16 protein-coding genes are annotated in these 17,107 nt (G+C 70.9%); 12 read left to right on the plus strand and 4 right to left on the minus strand.

All coding sequences use genetic code 11. The features are described from left to right. The first annotated feature begins 291 nt into the window (after window positions 1–291). The 9 genes from KBX71_RS26055 to KBX71_RS26095 all read left to right on the plus strand — a co-directional run bounded on the left by KBX71_RS26055 (window position 292) and on the right by KBX71_RS26095 (window position 10,035). Complete coding sequence (locus KBX71_RS26055) at window positions 292–1,629, plus strand: cytochrome P450 (RefSeq protein WP_210820487.1); 1,338 nt, start codon at window positions 292–294, stop codon at window positions 1,627–1,629. Next, window positions 1,626–2,543, plus strand: a complete 918-nt coding sequence (locus KBX71_RS26060) for a terpene synthase family protein (RefSeq protein WP_210820461.1) — start codon at window positions 1,626–1,628, stop codon at window positions 2,541–2,543. Before KBX71_RS26055 ends, KBX71_RS26060 begins: the two co-directional genes overlap by 4 nt. Beyond that, entirely contained in the window at window positions 2,536–4,152 is a 1,617-nt protein-coding gene (locus KBX71_RS26065) for a prenyltransferase/squalene oxidase repeat-containing protein (RefSeq protein ID WP_210820462.1), read from the plus strand. Before KBX71_RS26060 ends, KBX71_RS26065 begins: the two co-directional genes overlap by 8 nt. A gap of 124 nt (window positions 4,153–4,276) precedes the next feature. Then, entirely contained in the window at window positions 4,277–6,853 is a 2,577-nt protein-coding gene (locus tag KBX71_RS26070) for a nitrate- and nitrite sensing domain-containing protein (RefSeq protein WP_210820463.1), read from the plus strand. Window positions 6,854–6,943: 90 nt separating this feature from the next. Continuing rightward, entirely contained in the window at window positions 6,944–7,366 is a 423-nt protein-coding gene (locus KBX71_RS26075) for a roadblock/LC7 domain-containing protein (RefSeq protein ID WP_124821974.1), read from the plus strand. A gap of 5 nt (window positions 7,367–7,371) precedes the next feature. Further along, on the plus strand, window positions 7,372–7,758 hold the full coding sequence (locus tag KBX71_RS26080) for a DUF742 domain-containing protein (protein ID WP_030337267.1): 387 nt from the start codon (window positions 7,372–7,374) through the stop codon (window positions 7,756–7,758). After that, complete coding sequence (locus KBX71_RS26085) at window positions 7,739–8,350, plus strand: ATP/GTP-binding protein (RefSeq protein WP_196925521.1); 612 nt, start codon at window positions 7,739–7,741, stop codon at window positions 8,348–8,350. Before KBX71_RS26080 ends, KBX71_RS26085 begins: the two co-directional genes overlap by 20 nt. 48 nt (window positions 8,351–8,398) lie before the next feature. Then, a complete protein-coding gene (locus tag KBX71_RS26090) occupies window positions 8,399–8,770 on the plus strand; it encodes a YciI family protein (protein ID WP_210820464.1) in 372 nt (123 codons plus the stop codon). 29 nt (window positions 8,771–8,799) lie between these two features. Beyond that, window positions 8,800–10,035 (plus strand): RNA polymerase sigma factor, encoded by a 1,236-nt coding sequence (locus KBX71_RS26095; RefSeq protein WP_210820465.1) that lies wholly within the window; start codon window positions 8,800–8,802, stop codon window positions 10,033–10,035. 297 nt (window positions 10,036–10,332) lie between these two features. Here KBX71_RS26095 and KBX71_RS26100 read toward each other — a convergent pair whose 3' ends face one another. Both KBX71_RS26100 and KBX71_RS26105 read right to left on the minus strand, forming a co-directional pair. Continuing rightward, the gene (locus KBX71_RS26100) at window positions 10,333–10,521 is read right to left on the minus strand and encodes a DUF397 domain-containing protein (RefSeq protein ID WP_210820466.1); all 189 of its coding nucleotides are present in this window, start codon (window positions 10,519–10,521) and stop codon (window positions 10,333–10,335) included. Then, window positions 10,512–11,279 (minus strand): DUF5753 domain-containing protein, encoded by a 768-nt coding sequence (locus tag KBX71_RS26105; protein ID WP_210820467.1) that lies wholly within the window; start codon window positions 11,277–11,279, stop codon window positions 10,512–10,514. The genes KBX71_RS26100 and KBX71_RS26105 overlap by 10 nt, the downstream gene beginning before the upstream one ends. A gap of 114 nt (window positions 11,280–11,393) precedes the next feature. Here KBX71_RS26105 and KBX71_RS33980 point away from each other — a divergent pair, with 114 nt between their 5' ends. Together KBX71_RS33980 and KBX71_RS26115 are read left to right on the plus strand one after the other, a co-directional pair. Next, on the plus strand, window positions 11,394–11,837 hold the full coding sequence (locus tag KBX71_RS33980; RefSeq protein ID WP_247684133.1) for a hypothetical protein: 444 nt from the start codon (window positions 11,394–11,396) through the stop codon (window positions 11,835–11,837). 57 nt (window positions 11,838–11,894) lie between these two features. Then, a complete protein-coding gene (locus KBX71_RS26115) occupies window positions 11,895–12,110 on the plus strand; it encodes a hypothetical protein (RefSeq protein ID WP_210820468.1) in 216 nt (71 codons plus the stop codon). A gap of 77 nt (window positions 12,111–12,187) precedes the next feature. On the opposite strand, the gene KBX71_RS26120 is transcribed toward KBX71_RS26115, so the two are convergent. Then, window positions 12,188–15,040 carry an aconitate hydratase gene (locus KBX71_RS26120; RefSeq protein WP_210820469.1) on the minus strand — a complete coding sequence of 951 codons (2,853 nt, stop codon included), beginning with the start codon at window positions 15,038–15,040 and terminating at the stop codon, window positions 12,188–12,190. Between the two features lie 213 nt (window positions 15,041–15,253). Here KBX71_RS26120 and KBX71_RS26125 point away from each other — a divergent pair, with 213 nt between their 5' ends. Continuing rightward, window positions 15,254–15,985, plus strand: coding sequence for a DedA family protein (locus KBX71_RS26125; RefSeq protein WP_210820470.1), 732 nt, complete (start codon window positions 15,254–15,256; stop codon window positions 15,983–15,985). A gap of 150 nt (window positions 15,986–16,135) precedes the next feature. Here KBX71_RS26125 and KBX71_RS26130 read toward each other — a convergent pair whose 3' ends face one another. Beyond that, complete coding sequence (locus KBX71_RS26130) at window positions 16,136–16,795, minus strand: C39 family peptidase (RefSeq protein ID WP_210820471.1); 660 nt, start codon at window positions 16,793–16,795, stop codon at window positions 16,136–16,138. Between the last annotated feature and the right edge of the window lie 312 nt (window positions 16,796–17,107).

The raw sequence follows: 17,107 nt of genomic DNA on the forward strand, positions 1-17,107 counted from the left end.
GCTGGTTCGTCGGCCGGCCCGGCGCGGCACCTCGCCTGACAATCCATTCAGGATTCCCGTAGGGCGAGACATTGATGTACGTGCGTTGGCGTAACCGGAAATTGCGCTGTCCGCAAGTCTGGAGGTGCCCCTCGTTTGATGAGATGCTTCCGTCGGCCCAGAAGGTGAAAGTTTCATCAACCTGCCCGACCGAAGTGGACCGCTACGGTCGCCGGGACGACGAGGAGAAGTGGTTCGATGTCGCAGGTGTTCGAGGCACGCCCCGCCACCGTCAGCCCCGAACCCCGGACGATCCCGTTACGACGCGCTCTGCCCGCACTGGTCCGTGACCCGCTGGGCGCGCTCGTCGACTTCGCGCAGGCCGCCGACGGCGAGGTCATCCGGCTGAACCTCGGCTCGTTCCGCCCCTACCTGGTCAGCCATCCTGAGCACCTGCAACGCGTTCTGCGGGACAACGTTGCCAACTACACCCGGGACGGCGACGGGTTGCTCTGGCGACCCGTTCGTCGGATCGTCGGTGACGCCATCCTGGTCGCCGAGGGTGAGGTCTGGGAGTCCAGCCGAGGCGCTCTGCAACCGTTGTTCACCGCCAAGCGGGCCGAGACGCTCGTCGACAAGATGGCCGAGGCGATCAACGAGGCGGTCGACGAGTGGCTCGAACCGGCCCGCGCCGGTCGCCCGATCGACGGCGGCGCCGAGCTGACCCGGATCGTCCTGCGCACCACCATGCGGGTGCTCTTCGCCGACCGGATCTCGGTCCCCGACGCGCTGCGGATCAGCGCCGCGCTGGACACCGTCACGACCGCGATGCTCCCACGGCTGCTGATGCCCGCCGTGCCGTACGCGGTGCCGATGCCCGGCGACCGGCGCTTCCGCGAGGCCGTGCGCACCATCGACGAGGTGGTACTGCCGATCATCCGGGAGGCTCGGGCTCGCCCCACCGACGGCGAGGACATCATCTCCACCCTCTGCCGGCCGCGCGCCGACGGCAGCGAACCCGACGAGTACGCGATCCGCGGCGACGTGGTCGCGATGTTCTCCACCGCCACCGAGACCACGATCGCCCTGCTCTCCTGGCTCTGGCCGGTGCTGGCGTCCCGGCCCGACGTGGCCGAGCGGATGACCGACGAGATCGAGCGGGTGGTTGGCGCCGAACGGGTCGGCCGCGAGCACCTGCCCCAGCTGCGCTACGGCCGGATGGTGCTCGACGAGATGCTGCGGCTCTACCCGGCCGGCTGGATGATCCCGCGCACCGCGGTCGGCGACGACGTGCTGGGCGGGGTACGGATCAAGGCCGGCGGCACCGTGCTGGTCAGCCCGTACGTCACCCAGCGGATGTCGACGTTCTGGGACGACCCGGCGCTCTTCGACCCGGAGCGGTTCGCGCCGGAGCTGCCCCGGCGGCGCTACCGCTACTCCTACTTCCCGTTCGGCGGGGGCCCGCACCAGTGCCTCGGGCAGTACCTGTTCCTGCTGGAGGCCCAGCTCATCGTCAGCACCGTGCTGAGCCGCTACCGCTTCCAGCTCAGTGAACCGGTCGACCTCACCCCCCGGATGGGCGCCTCGCTGCAACCCAAGCAACGGGCCGAGCTCATCCTCACCCCGGTCGAGCGCACGGCCGCATCGTGACGGAGACCCCGCGACCGGCGCGGGCCGGTCAGGACGCGGTCGCCGAGCAGGGCCGGGTGTGCGCGCTCGCCGTGCGGGGCGTACGCGACCTTCAGGATGTCACCGCCGCCCACCCCGAGCTGTTCGACGCCGCGCCGTTCGACCCGGCGCTGCTCAGCTCAGTGGCCACCGCCATCGCCTTCACCGCGCCGTGGCACACCGCCGCGGAGCTGCGGATCACCACTCGTACCCTGCTCTGGGTCTTTGCCGCCGACTGGCAGGTCGACTACCTCGCGCGGTCCGTCGACGACGTCCGGGAGGTGGTGACCGACTGCCTCGCGGTGGCCGACGGCGCGGCGCCGCCACCGGGGCGGCACCTGGCGCGGCTGCTGGCCGACCTGCGCGACGAGCTGACCACCGTGCCGGCCTTCGCCCGGCTGCGGCCGATCTGGCGCGACGAACTGGCCCGGATGCTCGCCGCCGTGGCGCGGGAGTGGGACTGGAAGAACCTGCCGACCGACCCGACCACCGGGCGGCGCCTGCCCGACCTGGACCGCTACCTGGACAACGCCGACAACCTCGCCTGCTCCTTCGTCAACGTCACCCACTGGATCGCCACCGGCGACGACCGGACCCTCGCCCAGCTGACCGACCTGCTCGACGCCGGTCGTGGCGTGCAGCGCGTACTGCGGCTGGTCAACGACCTGGCCACCCACGGCCGGGACGCCGAGTGGGGGGACCTGAACGCCCTTCTGCTGGTCGACGACCCGGCGCAGGTGCACGACCGACTGGCCGAGCTGACCGCCCGGTCCCGGGGGGACCTGGCCGCCCTGGCCGAGCGGTGTCCCCGCCAGGCGGACTACCTCAACCGGCAGATCTCCTTCACCGGCGGTTTCTACCAACTGTCGGACTTCTGGGGGGCACGCGATGAGTGACCGCGCCACCCGGGTGTTGGCCGACGCGCCGACCGCCGCCGACCCGGTCACCGACGCCGCCCGCGAACTGATCGCCGGTCTCGGCCTGCGGCCGTGGGGGCAGGTCGCCGCGTCGGTGTACGAGACCGGGCGTCTGGTCGCCGTCGCACCCTGGCTGACCGGGCACGACCAGCGGATCGCGTTCCTGGTGCGCAGTCAGCGCCCGGACGGGGCGTGGGGCCCACCCGAGGGGTACGCCCTGGTGCCGACGCTGAGCGCCACCGACGCGCTGCTCGCCGCGCTCGTCGACGGCAGGGCCGGGACGGAGCTGCTCGCCCCCGTGGCCCGTGGGCTCGGTGCGCTCGTCGGCACGCTGCTCCGCACCGACGCACGGACCCTGCCGGACACTCCCGCGCTGGACCTCATCGTTCCGGCGCTCGTCGACACGATCAACGACCGGCTCGCCGGGCTGGAGCGGGCCACCGCCGACCGACTGCCCCACCCGCCGTTGCCGCTGCCCGCCGGGCTCAACCGGGACCGGCTGCGCGCCGTACGGTCAGCGGTGGCCGCCGGGGCGGCGCTGCCACCGAAGCTGGCTCACTTCTACGAGATCCTGGACGCGGCACCCGCGGACGCCGGCCCCACGCTCACCGCGGTCGGCGCCTCGCCCGCCGCGACCGCGGCCTGGCTGACCGCGGCCGGCCCGGCCGCAGGCCCCACCGCGTACGCCTTCCTGCGGGCGTTGATCCGCGACGAAGGCGGCCCGGTGCCCTGCCCGGCACCGATCACCGTCTTCGAGCGGGCCTGGGTGCTGGGCGGCCTGAGCCGGGCCGGCATCCCGATCAACCCGCCGAACTCCGTCGTGGAGACCCTGACCGCCGCCACCGCCGGCCAGGGCATCGCCACAGGTGAGGGCCTGCCGACCGACGCCGACACCACCTCGGTGTCGCTCGACGCGTTGGCCCGACTCGGCCGTCCGGCCGACCCGGGCAGTCTGTGGGCGTACGAGACGGCTGACGGCTTCTGCACCTGGCCGGGGGAGGACGGCTTCTCGGTCACCACAAACGCCCACGTGCTGGACGCCTTCGGTCAGCACCTGAGCCGGCACCCGGACGCGGACGCGCGCTATCACCGGGCGGTCGACCGGCTGAGCGTGGTGCTGCCCGGGCACCAGCGCGCGGACGGCGCCTGGCAGGACCGCTGGCACGCCTCGCCGTACTACGCCACCGCCTGCTGCGTGCTGGCACTTGCCGAGTTCGGGCGGGGTGCGGCCGCCGCCGAGGCGGTGGATCGGGCGGCCGGCTGGGTGCTGAACAGCCAACGCGCGGACGGGTCGTGGGGGCGGTGGGGCGGCACCGCCGAGGAGACCGCGTACGCCCTCCAGGTGCTGCTGACGGTGCCGACGACTGTGCCACGGGTCGACGACGCCGTGGCTCGTGGGCACGCCTACCTGCACGAATCCGCCGCCCGGGAACACCCTCCACTGTGGTACGGCAAGGAGCTGTACTGTCCGACCGTGATCGTGCGCGCCGCAGTGCTCGCCGCCTGCCGACTGGTCGGCGTTCGTGCCTCCGGCGCGGACCGATCGGTGGTGGATTGCGGTTACCGGTCAACAAAAACAACAACTTGAGGGGTTGTGTGGACACTGCTAGCGTACGCAGAGCCTCAGCCCCGGATGCCCCGCTGCGGTGGGACGTCGCCCCCTCTGATCACCCGTTGATGAGCTGAGTCAACGCCCGGCCTGGGACGGTTCAATGCGTTCTCGCGGTACGAGTATCCGCACCAAGATTGTCGCCCTGCTGCTCTCCCTGGTCGCGCTGTGGATGTTCGCGGCCTGGGTGACCCTGCGGGACGGCTTCAACCTGCTCGGTGTCCAGTTGCTCAACAGCAAGGTCTACACGCCGAGCGAACCGCTGTTGCAGGAACTCCAGGTGGAGCGGCGGTTGACCCAGGCGTACCTGAGCAACCCCGACGCCACGCAGCGGACGGCTCTGGAGGCCGAGCAGCGTAAGGCCGCGGAGCTGGCCGGCGACTTCGCTGACTCGGTGCGCAACTGGCAGGTCGACATCGCCGGCAGCTCCGCACTGGACACCCAGCTCGGCATGACGATCGCCCAGATCAACGCGTTGGAGCAGACCCGCGCCGAGGTGCTGGACCGCAAGATCGACCGGATCACCGCCGCCGAGGCGTACACCGGAGCGATCGAGTCGATCTTCCAGATCTACGACGTGACGGGCAGTCTGGACGACAAGCAGATCGCCGCCGAGGCGGCGGCCCTGATCCAGCTGAACCGGACGAAGGAGCTGATCTCCCAGGAGGACGCGCTGCTCAGCGGCCTCTTCGGCAACGGTCGGATGAGCGGCGCCGAGTACGCCCGCTACGTCGCGTTGGTCGGCTCGGAGCGGTTCCTCGGTGAGGAGACCCGGGTCCGGCTCGCCGACGCCGACCAGCGCCGTTACCAGCAGCTCGTCGAGGGTGAGGCGTTCACCCGACTGCGCGCCGTGCAGGACAGCATCATCCGCGAGGGCCGGCCGTCGACCCAGCTGCCGATCGGCGCCGAGCAGTGGCGGGGCACCGTCGAGCCGGTGCTGGCCGAGGTGAACAACGCCGTGACCGCGGGCGGCGAGGGCATCGTGGGTCGGGCCACCGGTGTGGCCGTGATGGTCGTCGTCCGACTGGTGCTCGCCACCGGTCTGGGCCTGCTCGCCGTCATCGCCTCCGTCGTCATCTCGATCACCACCGCGCGGAACCTGCTGCGCCAGCTGGACCGGCTGCGTGAGGCCGCCTGGCAGCTGGCCGACGAGCGGTTGCCCCGGGTGGTGGAGCGGCTCGGGCGCGGCGAGGAGGTCGACGTGGCCACCGAGGCGCCCCCACTGGAGTTCGGCACCGACGAGATCGGCCAGGTCGGCAAGGCGTTCAACGCCGTGCAGGAGACCGCCCTGCGGACCGCCGTCGAGCAGGCCGACCTGCGTCGCAACGTCCGCGAGGTCTTCCTGAGCCTGGCCCGACGCACGCAGGCACTCGTACACCGCCAGCTCACCCTGCTCGACTCGATGGAGCGCCGCGAACACGACGCGGAGGAGCTGGAGGACCTGTTCCGGGTCGACCACCTGGCCACCCGGATGCGGCGCAACGCGGAAAACCTCATCGTGCTCTCCGGCTCCACCCCCGGTCGGGCCTGGCGGCGCAACATCCCGATGGTCGACGTGGTGCGCGGTGCCGTGGCCGAGGTGGAGGACTACACCCGGGTCAACGTGCTGCCGCTCGGGCCGGTCTCCCTCGCCGGCCGCGCGGTCGGCGACATCATCCACCTGCTGGCCGAGCTGATCGAGAACGGCCTGTCGTTCTCCCCGCCGCACACGACCGTCGAGGTCCGCGGCCAGCTGGTCTCCAACGGGTTCGCCATCGAGATCGAGGACCGGGGCCTCGGCATGAGCGAGGAGGACCTGGCCGCGGCGAACCACCGGATCGTCGACCGGTCCGAGCTGAACCTCGCCAACGCCGCCCGCCTCGGGCTCTACGTGGTGAGCCGGCTGACCGAACGGCACGGCGTGCGGGTACGGCTCAAGGAGTCCGCGTACGGCGGCACCACGGCTGTCGTGCTGATTCCGCTGGACCTGGTCACCGAGGCCGGCGTCTCCCCGGAGGACTCGGGCTCGTTCCGGGCCGGTTCGGCCATCCCGATGCCGTCGGCGCCCACCGCGGACACCGGCCGTCCGGCGTCCCTCGCACCTGTCGCGCTCGCCGCGCCGACGACCACCACGCCGGACGTGCCGGCGACGTCGGCGGTGCCGGTGACGTCGGCGGTGCCCATGTCGACCGACACCACCACCCCGACGACGGACGAGGAGGCCGAGGCGGACACTGTTCTCCCCACCCGACAGCGGACCACCCCGGCGTCCGGCACACCCGACCTGCCCACCCGTGCCCGGCGGGGCCCGGGTCAGCCCGCACTTGAAGCCCCGACCGTGCCCACTGGCCTACCCGCCGTCGAACGCGTCCGCCCGGAGGCCCGCGACGCGGAGCCGGTCGCGGCCGGCGACGGTGGTCCGATGCCCGCCCGCGCCGAGACGGACCGGACCGACTCCGGCCTGCCCGTCCGGGTCCGACAGGCGAGCATCGTTCCCGAGTTGCGAGACGACCCGGCGATGTCGGAGACCGACGACGAGGATGTGGTGCGCCCACCGGAGCAGGTTCGCCGGATGATGAGTTCCTACCAGACCGGCACCCGGCGTGGGCGGACCGACGCGGCTCGGCTGCTCGGCGGCGCCTCCGGCGCCCCGGCGGCGACGCCGTCCGAGCCGACCGACGAGGATCCACAAGCGACCTGACCGAGCACCGATGACGCGGGTTTCCACGCGGTGTGACGGTCAAGCCCCAGACGAACACGGCGCACAGCCGGGCGAGAAGAGGACGACGAAGTGACCCAGAAGACGGCTTCGAGCGCCGACCTGACGTGGTTGCTGGATGACCTGGTGGGCCGGGTGAAGCAGGCCGAGCACGCGGTCGCGCTCTCCACCGACGGCCTCATGATGGCCTCCTCCCAGGGGTTGAGCCGGGACGACGGCGAGCACCTGGCAGCGATGGCGGCCGGCATCCAGAGCCTCGCCCGGGGTGCCGGCAAGCGTTTCGGTGGCGGGCAGGTGCAGCAGACCATCATCGAGATGCAGTCGTCGTTCCTGTTCGTCACGGCGGCCGGCCGCAACGCCTGCCTGGCGGTGCTGGCCACCGAGGACGCCGATGTCGGCCTGATCGCCTACGAGATGGCGATGCTCGTCACCCGGGTCGGCAAGTACGTCGCGTCGCCGTCGCGCGGCACCGATCAGCAGGTCGGCGAGAGGTAGCGGCGATGACGGTCCAGGGGGAGTCCGCAGACCATCAGTGGGTGGATGACCATGCGGGTCCGGTGGTGCGTCCGTACGCGGTGACGCGCGGTCGGGCCCGCCCGGTCACCGGCACATTCGACCTGATCTCCCTGGTCACGGCGACCCGAGCCGAGGTCACGCCCGAGGTCGGTCTCGGTCCCGAGCATTTGGCGATCGTCGGGCTGTGTCAGCGCATACAGTCCGTCGCCGAGATCGCCGCCCATCTCGACCTGCCGGTGGGCACCATCCGGGTGCTTCTCGGTGATCTGGCAGCCCGCAGCCTGGTGCAGGTCCGCGAGCCGCAGACCACGGCCGGTCTTCCCGACAACAGCATCTTCGAGGCGGTAATCAATGGACTACGGGCACTCTGACCGGCCGGCGGGAGCGACGCCACTGCCCACCGCGATCAAGATCCTGGTCGCGGGCGGCTTCGGCGTGGGCAAAACGACAATGGTTGGCGCGGTCAGCGAAACCCGGCCGTTGCGCACCGAGGAGGTGCTGACGGAGTCGGGGGTCGGCATCGACGACCTGTCCGGGGTGGAGGCCAAGACCACCACCACGGTGGCCATGGACTTCGGCCGGATCACCATCAGCGACGACCTGGTGCTGTACCTGTTCGGTACGCCGGGGCAGGACCGGTTCTGGTTCGTGTGGGACGAGCTGGCGTTGGGCGCGATCGGCGCCGTGGTGCTGGCCGACACCCGCCGGCTCGCCGACTGCTTCCCCTCGATCGACTACTTCGAGGGTCGGGGCACGCCCTTCGTGGTCGCGGTCAACTGCTTCCAGGACGCCCGGAAGTACCGGCTCGACGAGGTGCAGGCCGCGCTGAACCTGGACCCGGGTGTGCCGGTGCTGCTCTGCGACGCCCGGCAACGTGAGTCCAGCAAGGAGGTGCTCGTCACGCTGATGGAGCACGCCATGAAGACCCGCGAGGCCCGCCGCCGCGCCGCCAGCGGAGACTGACAGAAGTTTTTCGGGGGAGGGTGTCCGGAACACCGTCGGCCGATCGTCATGCTGGCGACACCCCGAGAAACCAAGGAGCGACCAGATGAAGTACATGATGTTCGTTTGCAGCGACACCGAGCCGGACACCGACCCCACCGAGCTGCCCGACATCCACAAGTGGGTGGCGGAGAACGACTCCCAGGGCCGCGTCTGACCGGCAACGAACTGGGGTCGACAAGCGCTGCCACCACAGTGCGTGTACGCGACGGTGAGCTGCTCGTCTCCGAGGGGCCGTTCGCGGAGACCGCCGAGGTGATCGTGGGCTTCGACCTGCTCGACTGCGCCGACCTGGACGAGGCGATCGAGGTGGCCCGCACCCACCCGATGGCCCGCCAGGGGCGACTGGAACTGCGCCCGTTCGCGGACCTGTCCGACTGACGGAGTTGTCCACCTCACAGCGCCGGCCGATGCGCATCCCGGCACCGGCCGGTGCCGTGGCGGCGGAGGCCGTTGCCGCCGCCGGCGTCGAGGCGTACCCCCGGATCGTCGCGACACTGATCCGGGTGACCGGCGATTGGGCGTTGGCCGAGGACTGCGCCCAGGAGTCGTTGACCGTCGCCCTGGAGCGCTGGCCCGCCGACGGCGTGCCGACCAACCCGGGCGGCTGGCTCATGACGGTGGCCCGCAACCGGGCGATCGACGTGCTGCGCCGGGCCACAGTGGAGCGGCGCAAGCTGCACGACCTGGCCCTGCTCACACCGGACGACGCGTCGCCCGAGCCGCAGGTGGGGCAGGACGTGGTGGACGACCGGCTGCGGCTCATCTTCACCTGCTGCCACCCGGCGCTCGCGCTCGAGGCCCGGGTGGCGTTGACGTTGCGAACGGTCTGCGGTGTGCCGACCGCCGACATCGCCCGCCTCCTGCTGGTCAGCGAGTCGACGATGACCCGCCGCCTGACCCGGACGCGCACCCGCGTCGCGCAGGCGGGCATCCCGTACCGGGTGCCGAGCGGGCCGGCGCTGACCGAGCGGCTGCCCGGCGTCCTCGCCGTGCTGTACCTGCTGTTCACCCGGGGCTACGTCGCCGACGGCGAGCCCGCCTTCGCCGACGAGGCGGTCCGGCTGGCCCGGCTGCTCGACCGGTTGATGCCCGAGCAGTCCGAGGTCGCCGCGCTGCTGGCGCTGTTCCTGTTCCAACACTCCCGTGCCGACGCCCGCCGCGACGCCGCCGGCACCCTGCTCACCCTGCAACGGCAGGACCGCGACCGGTGGGACCGCGAGGCCATCGCCGAGGGCCTGGCCGCCCTCGATCGGGTACGCCACGACGGGCCGTACGCGTGGCAGGCCCGGATCGCCGCCTGCCACGCCACCGCCGCCTCGGCCGACGACACCGACTGGCCGACGATCGCGTGGGCCTACGACGCGCTGGCCGACATCCGCCCCTCGCCGGTGATCGCGCTCAACCGTGCGGTCGCACACGGCTACGCGTACGGGCCGGCTGCCGGGTTGGCCCTGCTCGACGCGGCGCGTGCCGGGGGTGGGCTGGACGGCTACCCGCTCAGTGTGGCGGTGGAGGCCGACCTGGTGGCCCGGCAGGGTGACCGGCCGCGGGCGGCCGGACTGTTCCGGGAGGCGGCGGCAGCGGTGGGCTCGACCGCCGAACGCCGTGCGCTGCTCGACCGGGCCGACGAACTCGATCGGTAGCGGAGCGGTCGCACGCCACCAGGAGCGGTACGTCGGTCATCTGGACCGGCGCCGCCACGCCGATCACGGAGTTGTGGTGGGCGACAAAGCCCCCGTGAATTGCCAAACCAGGCATCACCACTCCATTATCGACGAGCCGGGTCTGCCCCCGCTCCGCGATCTTGCATTTTCTGTCCCGACACAAGGGGCATACCCGCTCAGGTCGACGACCGAAACTGCAAGATCGGCGCGATCTTCTCGCTCTGCACACGTTGGTCTACCTGCACCGTGGGGCCGCATGGTCGATTGCGGGGAGGGTCAGCAGCGCTTGGCCATTGCCACGAACCGGGTCCAGGCCGCCGGGTCGAAGGCGAGCGCCGGACTGGCCGGGTCCTTCGAGTCACGTACGCCGATGACGCCCGCGAGGTTGTCGGCCACCTCGACGCAATCGCCGCCGTTGTTGCCGCTCTTGCTGCTCTTGCGCCACCGAGCGCCGGTCAGGTCCATGATGCTGCCGCTTCTCTGATGAGGCTGAGGGACTGCGCACGCGACAGGGCACCGTCGCGAATGCGTTCCCACCGTCGATCGAGCGTAGCAACGTCGCCAACCTTGTCGATGAGCTGCGCCTGCGCCTGGCTGTCGACGTGCGCGACCCGCGCCCCGTCCGGCATCTCGGCCACCGTGAACGGGCCACCGAGGCCCGGATACATGCCGACGTCGACGGGCACGACGAACAGCGACACGTTCGGCAGCGTGGCCTGCTCGGCCAGCCGCTCGCACTGCTCCCGCATCATGGCCCGGTCGCCGTCGAGGGTGCGCCGCAGGACTCCCTCGTCGAGGACCGCGACGAGCAGCGGCGGGCGTTCCCGGCGCAGGATGGCCTGCCGGCTCAGCCGCGCCTCGGCGAGGTCGTCGGCCTCGGCCGGTGTCAGCGCCTCGCCGACCAGTGTCGCCAGCGCGTACGCCTTGGTCTGAAGGAGGCCCGGTATCCACGCGAGCTGAAACGACCGCAGCGACAGTGCCTCGCGCTCGATCTCGGCCCACTGTCGGAACCAGGCCGGCGTCCGGCGCTTGAGCGCGTCCGGCCACAACTCATCGACGTTCCGGCCGAGCAGTTCGGCCACCCGCGCACGATGACGCGTCTGCGGAATTCGTCCCGTGCTCGCCCACTTGGCGGCCGTCTTCGGATCGACACCAATCTGAGCAGCGAGACTGTCCGCTGTGTGGCCCCTCTCGGCCATCGCGGCCTGTACTGCTCGATTCATCTCCAGACCCTCCAGAACGTTCCAGACGTCGGAAGGAAATACTTCTACGCGGTGTGATCGCTTGGCAACCCTCGGCAGGGTGCTGTGTAGACAGCATCAACGAGGGAGCACCGGATGCCCGAGGACAGGTCCTGCAACCGCCCACACCGGCCAGGCAATCGACCGGGCCAGCCGGCCTCGCCCCGCGTGAACGTCACCGGCCCGACCGGGCCACGGCACCCTCCGTACCGTGGCCCCGGTCGCGCGCCGAACGTCGTACCCGAGTCACGTTGGCGGTCCCGGTGCGGCCCGCCGGTCGCGCATACCGCCGACGGCCCCCTGTGGACGTGCGACGCCTGCGGTCGGGACTGGCCCTGCCCTGCGCTGCGAGCGACCCCGACGGACGCCGCCCGCCGGGCGACCCTGATTCCCGAGTTCTCCCGGATCACCCGCCGGGCGATCCGCGATCTGCGCGGCCAGCCGGGCGGCCCCGATCCGGTCGCCATCGTCCGCCGTTTCCTCTGGTTCCTGCCGCTCACCGACGAGGAGGCCCGCGCGGTCGCACTGCGGCTGCGCTGAGCGTTCACCCTTGTCGCCAACCCAGCCGGTGCGACCGGCGACCGATATGGTGGCCACATGGAATTGCCGTTCGTGGTTGCTCTGCGCGGTTATGACATGCGTCAGGTCGAGAGTCTCTTCGCCGAGGTCGATGGGGCTCTGGCTACTGACAGCGCTGTGGCACGGGCTGCCGCGCGAGACGCGCTGCGGGCGGCCAGCCTTCGACGGCGGTTACGTGGCTACGACGTCCGGGAAGTGGATGCGGCGATAGACGAGCGACTCCGGGCGCTCTGACCGCAAGCCTTCCTAAGTGTTGACGGCGAAGGCCGCCCCCGCCGAAGCGGGAGCGGCCCTCGACCAGCCGTACGCGATCAGTTGGCGATCATGCGGCGCAGCACGTACTGCAGGATGCCGCCGTGCCGGTAGTAGTCCGCCTCACCGGGGGTGTCGATCCGCACCACGGCGTCGAACTCGACGCCGGTGTCGGTGCTGACCAGCACGGTCTGCGGGGTATCACCGTCGTTGAGGGCGGTCACCCCGGTGATGGTGAACGTCTCCGTGCCGGTCAGGCCGAGCGACTCCGCGGTGACGTCCACCGGGAACTGCAGCGGCAGCACGCCCATCCCGATGAGGTTGGAGCGGTGGATCCGCTCGTACGACTCGGCGATGACCGCCCGGACGCCCAGCAGCATCGTGCCCTTCGCCGCCCAGTCCCGCGACGAGCCCGAGCCGTACTCCTTGCCAGCCAGCACGACCAGCGGGATGCCAGCCTCCTGGTAGGCCACCGAGGCGTCGTAGATCGAGGTCTTCTCGCCGGTGAGGTGGTTGACGGTGAAGCCGCCCTCCACCCCCGGCACCAGCTGGTTGCGCAGCCGGATGTTGGCGAAGGTGCCCCGGATCATCACCTCGTGGTTACCCCGACGGGAACCGTACGAGTTGAACTCGTGGCGCGGCACGCCGTGCTCGGCGAGGTACGTGCCGGCCGGGGAGTCCGCCTTGATCGCGCCAGCGGGCGAGATGTGGTCGGTGGTCACCGAGTCACCCAGCTTGGCCAGCACCCGGGCGGCGGAGATGTCGACGACCGGGCTCGGCTCCTGCTGCATGCCCTCGAAGTACGGGGGCTTCCGCACGTAGGTGGAGTCGCTCTCCCACGCGAAGGTGTCGCCGGTCGGGGTCGGCAGCGACTGCCACCGCTCGTCGCCGGCGAAGACATCGGCGTACGCGGCGCTGAAACCGGTGGCGCCGATCGCCTGGGCGATGACGTCCTGGATTTCGGCGCTGTTCGGCCAGATCTCGCGCAGGTAGACCGGGTTGCCTTCGGTGTCCTCACCGATCGGCTCGTTGGCCAGGTCGATGTCCATCGTGCCGGCCAGGGCGTAGGCGACCACCAGCGGCGGAGACGCCAGGTAGTTCATCTTGACGTCCGGGTTGATCCGGCCCTCGAAGTTCCGGTTGCCGGAGAGCACCGAGACGACCGACAGGTCGTGCTCGTTGACCGCGGCGGACACCTCCTCGGGCAGCGGGCCCGAGTTGCCGATGCACGTGGTGCAGCCGTAGCCGACCAGGTTGAAGCCGAGCTTGTTCAGGTACGGCGTGAGGCCGGCCCGCTCGTAGTAGTCCATGACGACCTTCGAGCCCGGGGCCAGGGTGGTCTTCACCCACGGCTTACGGGTCAGGCCCTTCTCCACGGCGTTGCGGGCCAGCAGCGCGGCACCGATCATCACCTGCGGGTTGGACGTGTTGGTGCAGGAGGTGATCGCGGCGATCACCACGGCACCGTGGTCCAGCTCGTACTCGACGCCGTCGGCGCCGGTCACCCGGATCGGGTGGCTGGCCCGGCCACCAGCGCCGACCGCCGCGGTCTCCAGGTCACGCGGCTCGTCGGCCGGGTCGCTGAACTCGTTGGCCGGCGGGTCGCTGGCCGGGAACGACTCGGCACTGGCCTCGTCGGCCGGGCCGTTGGCGCCGCGCGGCAGCTCCTCGCGGGGCACGCCCGGCTTGAGGTCACGCTCACCGACGGAGTCGTCGGCCACGTAGTCGGTCAACGCGGAGCGGAACAGCGTCTTCGCGGCACCCAGCGGCACCCGGTCCTGCGGGCGCTTCGGGCCGGCGAGCGACGGCTCGATGGTGCCGAGGTCCAGCTCAAGGCGCTCCGAGTACTCCGGCTCGTGGTCCGGGTCGTGCCAGAGGCCCTGCTCCTTGGCGTACGCCTCGACGAGCGCGACCTGCGCCGCGTCGCGACCGGTCAGCTCCAGGTAACGGATCGTCTCCGCGTCGATCGGGAAGATCGCCACGGTGGAGCCGTACTCCGGAGACATGTTACCGATGGTGGCCCGGTTGGCCAGCGGTACGGCGCTCACGCCGGGGCCGTAGAACTCGACGAACTTGCCGACCACACCGTGCTTGCGCAGCATCTCGGTGATGGTCAGCACCAGGTCGGTGGCGGTGGTGCCGGCCGGCATCTCACCGGAGAGCTTGAAGCCCACCACCCGGGGGATCAGCATGCTGACCGGCTGGCCGAGCATCGCGGCCTCGGCCTCGATGCCGCCGACGCCCCAGCCCAGCACACCCAGGCCGTTGACCATCGTGGTGTGCGAGTCGGTGCCGACGACCGTGTCCGGGTACGCCTGGCCGTTCCGTTCCATGATCGTGCGGGCCAGGTACTCGATGTTGACCTGGTGCACGATGCCGGTGCCCGGCGGGACGACCTTGAACTCGTTGAACGCGGTCTGACCCCAGCGCAGGAACTGGTAGCGCTCCTTGTTGCGCTCGTACTCGAGCTCGACGTTGCGGGCGAACGCGTCCTCGCGGCCGAACAGGTCGGCGATGACCGAGTGGTCGATGACCAGCTCGGCCGGGGCGAGGGGGTTGACCTTGGTGGCGTCGCCGCCCAGGTCGCGTACGGCCTCGCGCATGGTGGCCAGGTCGACCACGCAGGGCACGCCGGTGAAGTCCTGCATGAGGACCCGCGCCGGGGTGAACTGGATCTCCACGCTCGGGGCGGCGGTGGAGTCCCACTCGCCGAGCTGGCGGATGTGGTCGGCGGTGATGTTCGCGCCGTCCTCGGTCCGCAGCAGGTTCTCCAGCAAGACCTTCAGGCTGTACGGCAACCGGGCCTGGCCGTCCACCTTGTCGATCTTGAAAATCTCGTAGCTCGCGTCTCCGACGCGTAGCTGGGTCTTCGCACCGAAGGTGTCGAGGCTCGCCACGTCGTACTCCTTCACACCAGCGACCGTGAGTAGTCCTGAGCAGTCTGTCGCACCGGTCGGGGTGCCGCCGAGGTTAGGTGACACTTACCGCCCGATTCCGCTTCCAACAAAACCGTACGTCCGTCTTGCTATCTGCGCAACCCGGCGTCACGGGCTGGGCGGCCCACGACCGCGCCGCGTCGTCGGGTCGGCGGGGGTAGGGTCGGGGCCGATCGGAAGGGGTGCCGAGTGATAGACGTTCAGCACTGGCTCTCGGCGCTACCTCCGGGCGTGATCTACCTGATCGTCGCCGGGGTGATCGGTGTGGAGAGCATGGGCGTCCCGCTGCCCGGCGAGATCGTCCTGGTCAGCTCAGCCCTGCTCGCCGCCACAGGCGTCGTGGAGCCGGAGTGGGTGGCCAGCGCGGCGGCGTTCGGCGCCATCGTCGGCGACTCCGTCGGGTACGCCATCGGCCGACGCGGCGGTCGACCACTGCTCGTCCGGCTGGGCAGACGATTCCCCAAACACCTGGGCCCGGCGCAACTCGCCCGCGCCGAACAGAGCTTCGCGCGGCACGGCGTCTGGGCGGTCTTCTTCGGCCGGTTCGTGGCACTGCTGAGGATCCTGGCCGGGCCGCTCGCCGGCGCCCTGCACGTGCCCTACCGCCGCTTCCTGCTGGCCAACGCGGCCGGCGGGCTGGTCTGGGCCTTCGGCACGACCTACCTGCTCTACTCGGTTGGCCGCGCGGCCGAACACTGGCTGAAGGACATCTCCTGGGCCGGGTTGGTCCTCGCGGTGCTCGCCGGGCTCGGCAGCACCTGGTGGCTACGCCGACGCGCGCACCGCATCGAGGCGGCCGACACTGCCGCCGCCTCGGCCGCGCCCGAGCCGGCGTCCCAGACTGCTGGGGCGGCTTCGGGCGGTGAGTCTGGTGCGGTGGCCTCCGGCGGTCAGTCTGGTGCGGTGGCCTCCGGCGGTTAGTCGGCCGAGGTGGCCCCGGCGGTTGGTCGGCTGTGGTGGTCGCGGTCGGCGTTGAGCCGATCCGCGCGGGCGAGCACTGACCTAGGCATGCCGAAGGGCCGGGCCCCTGTGGTGGGGTCCGGCCCTTCGCTTCGTGTGTGGTGGTGGGTGTCAGCTGGTGGCGTAGCCGCGGGTGGCGATCCAGTCGGCGAGGTGCTCGACGGTGATCCAGTAGGCGGCGGTGTTCGGGTCGGCGGAGTCGGCGATCTTCACCGTGTTGCCGTTGTCGTGGTAGCCGACGACGCTGATGTAGTGCCCGCCCTCGTAGGAGTGGGTGGTGCCGTCGGTGTCGGTGCTGGTGCCGGCGATGTTGGCGACTACTGCCCTACCGTCGTCGACGGTCTTGACGATGTCGGCGCGCAGGGTGTCGGTCTGCTTGGTGTCGGCGTCGGGGGTGCTGATTTCTACGGACCGGTAGGCGTCAGTCTTGCCGGTTTCCTTGTTCAGGACGGGGGTGATGTCGTTGATGGAGTTGGTGCCGGCTTCGGTGGTGCCCATTTCCTTGGCCATGTCGTCGACGTTGATGTTCTTGCCCTGCACGGACAGGGCGTTTCGGGTGGCGGCGGGGCCGCAGTAGTAGAAGTTCGGCTGGGCTTCGTAGCGCACGCCGAGTTCCCGGTCGCCGTGGCCCTTGCGGTCGGTCTGGGTCTGGGTGGCCGGCTTGCCGCTGGGGGCGGCGAAGGCGGTGGTGACGGGGCCGGCGATGGCGCCGCCGGTGAAGGCGAGACCAGCGGCGGTGAGGGCGGTCTTACGGATCAGATCGGTACGCATGGTGGCGTGCTCCTCTGCATCGGGGGTGCCCGCACGGCACTCAACGGGGGGTAGTGCGACCGTGCGGGGGAAGTTCATGGCGACGCCGGCGATCCGGGGGGACCTGCTCGGGCGTTGCGGGGGATGTAACCGGGGCGGCCTGGCGGGTGTTCCCGGCGGCTGCCGCGCCCCACCACCCGATGGTCGCGGTGGCATGCCAGGTATAACGACCCCGGCCGACCGCCGATTCCGCCGTCGGGGTGGCCCCGACCACCCGACACCACAGGTCAAACCCGACAACCCGCCCACGTGGCGAACCGGACACGCCGGCTG

The organism is Micromonospora sp. D93 (genome assembly GCF_018070365.1).
GTDB classification, from domain to species: Bacteria; Actinomycetota; Actinomycetes; order Mycobacteriales; family Micromonosporaceae; genus Micromonospora; species Micromonospora ureilytica.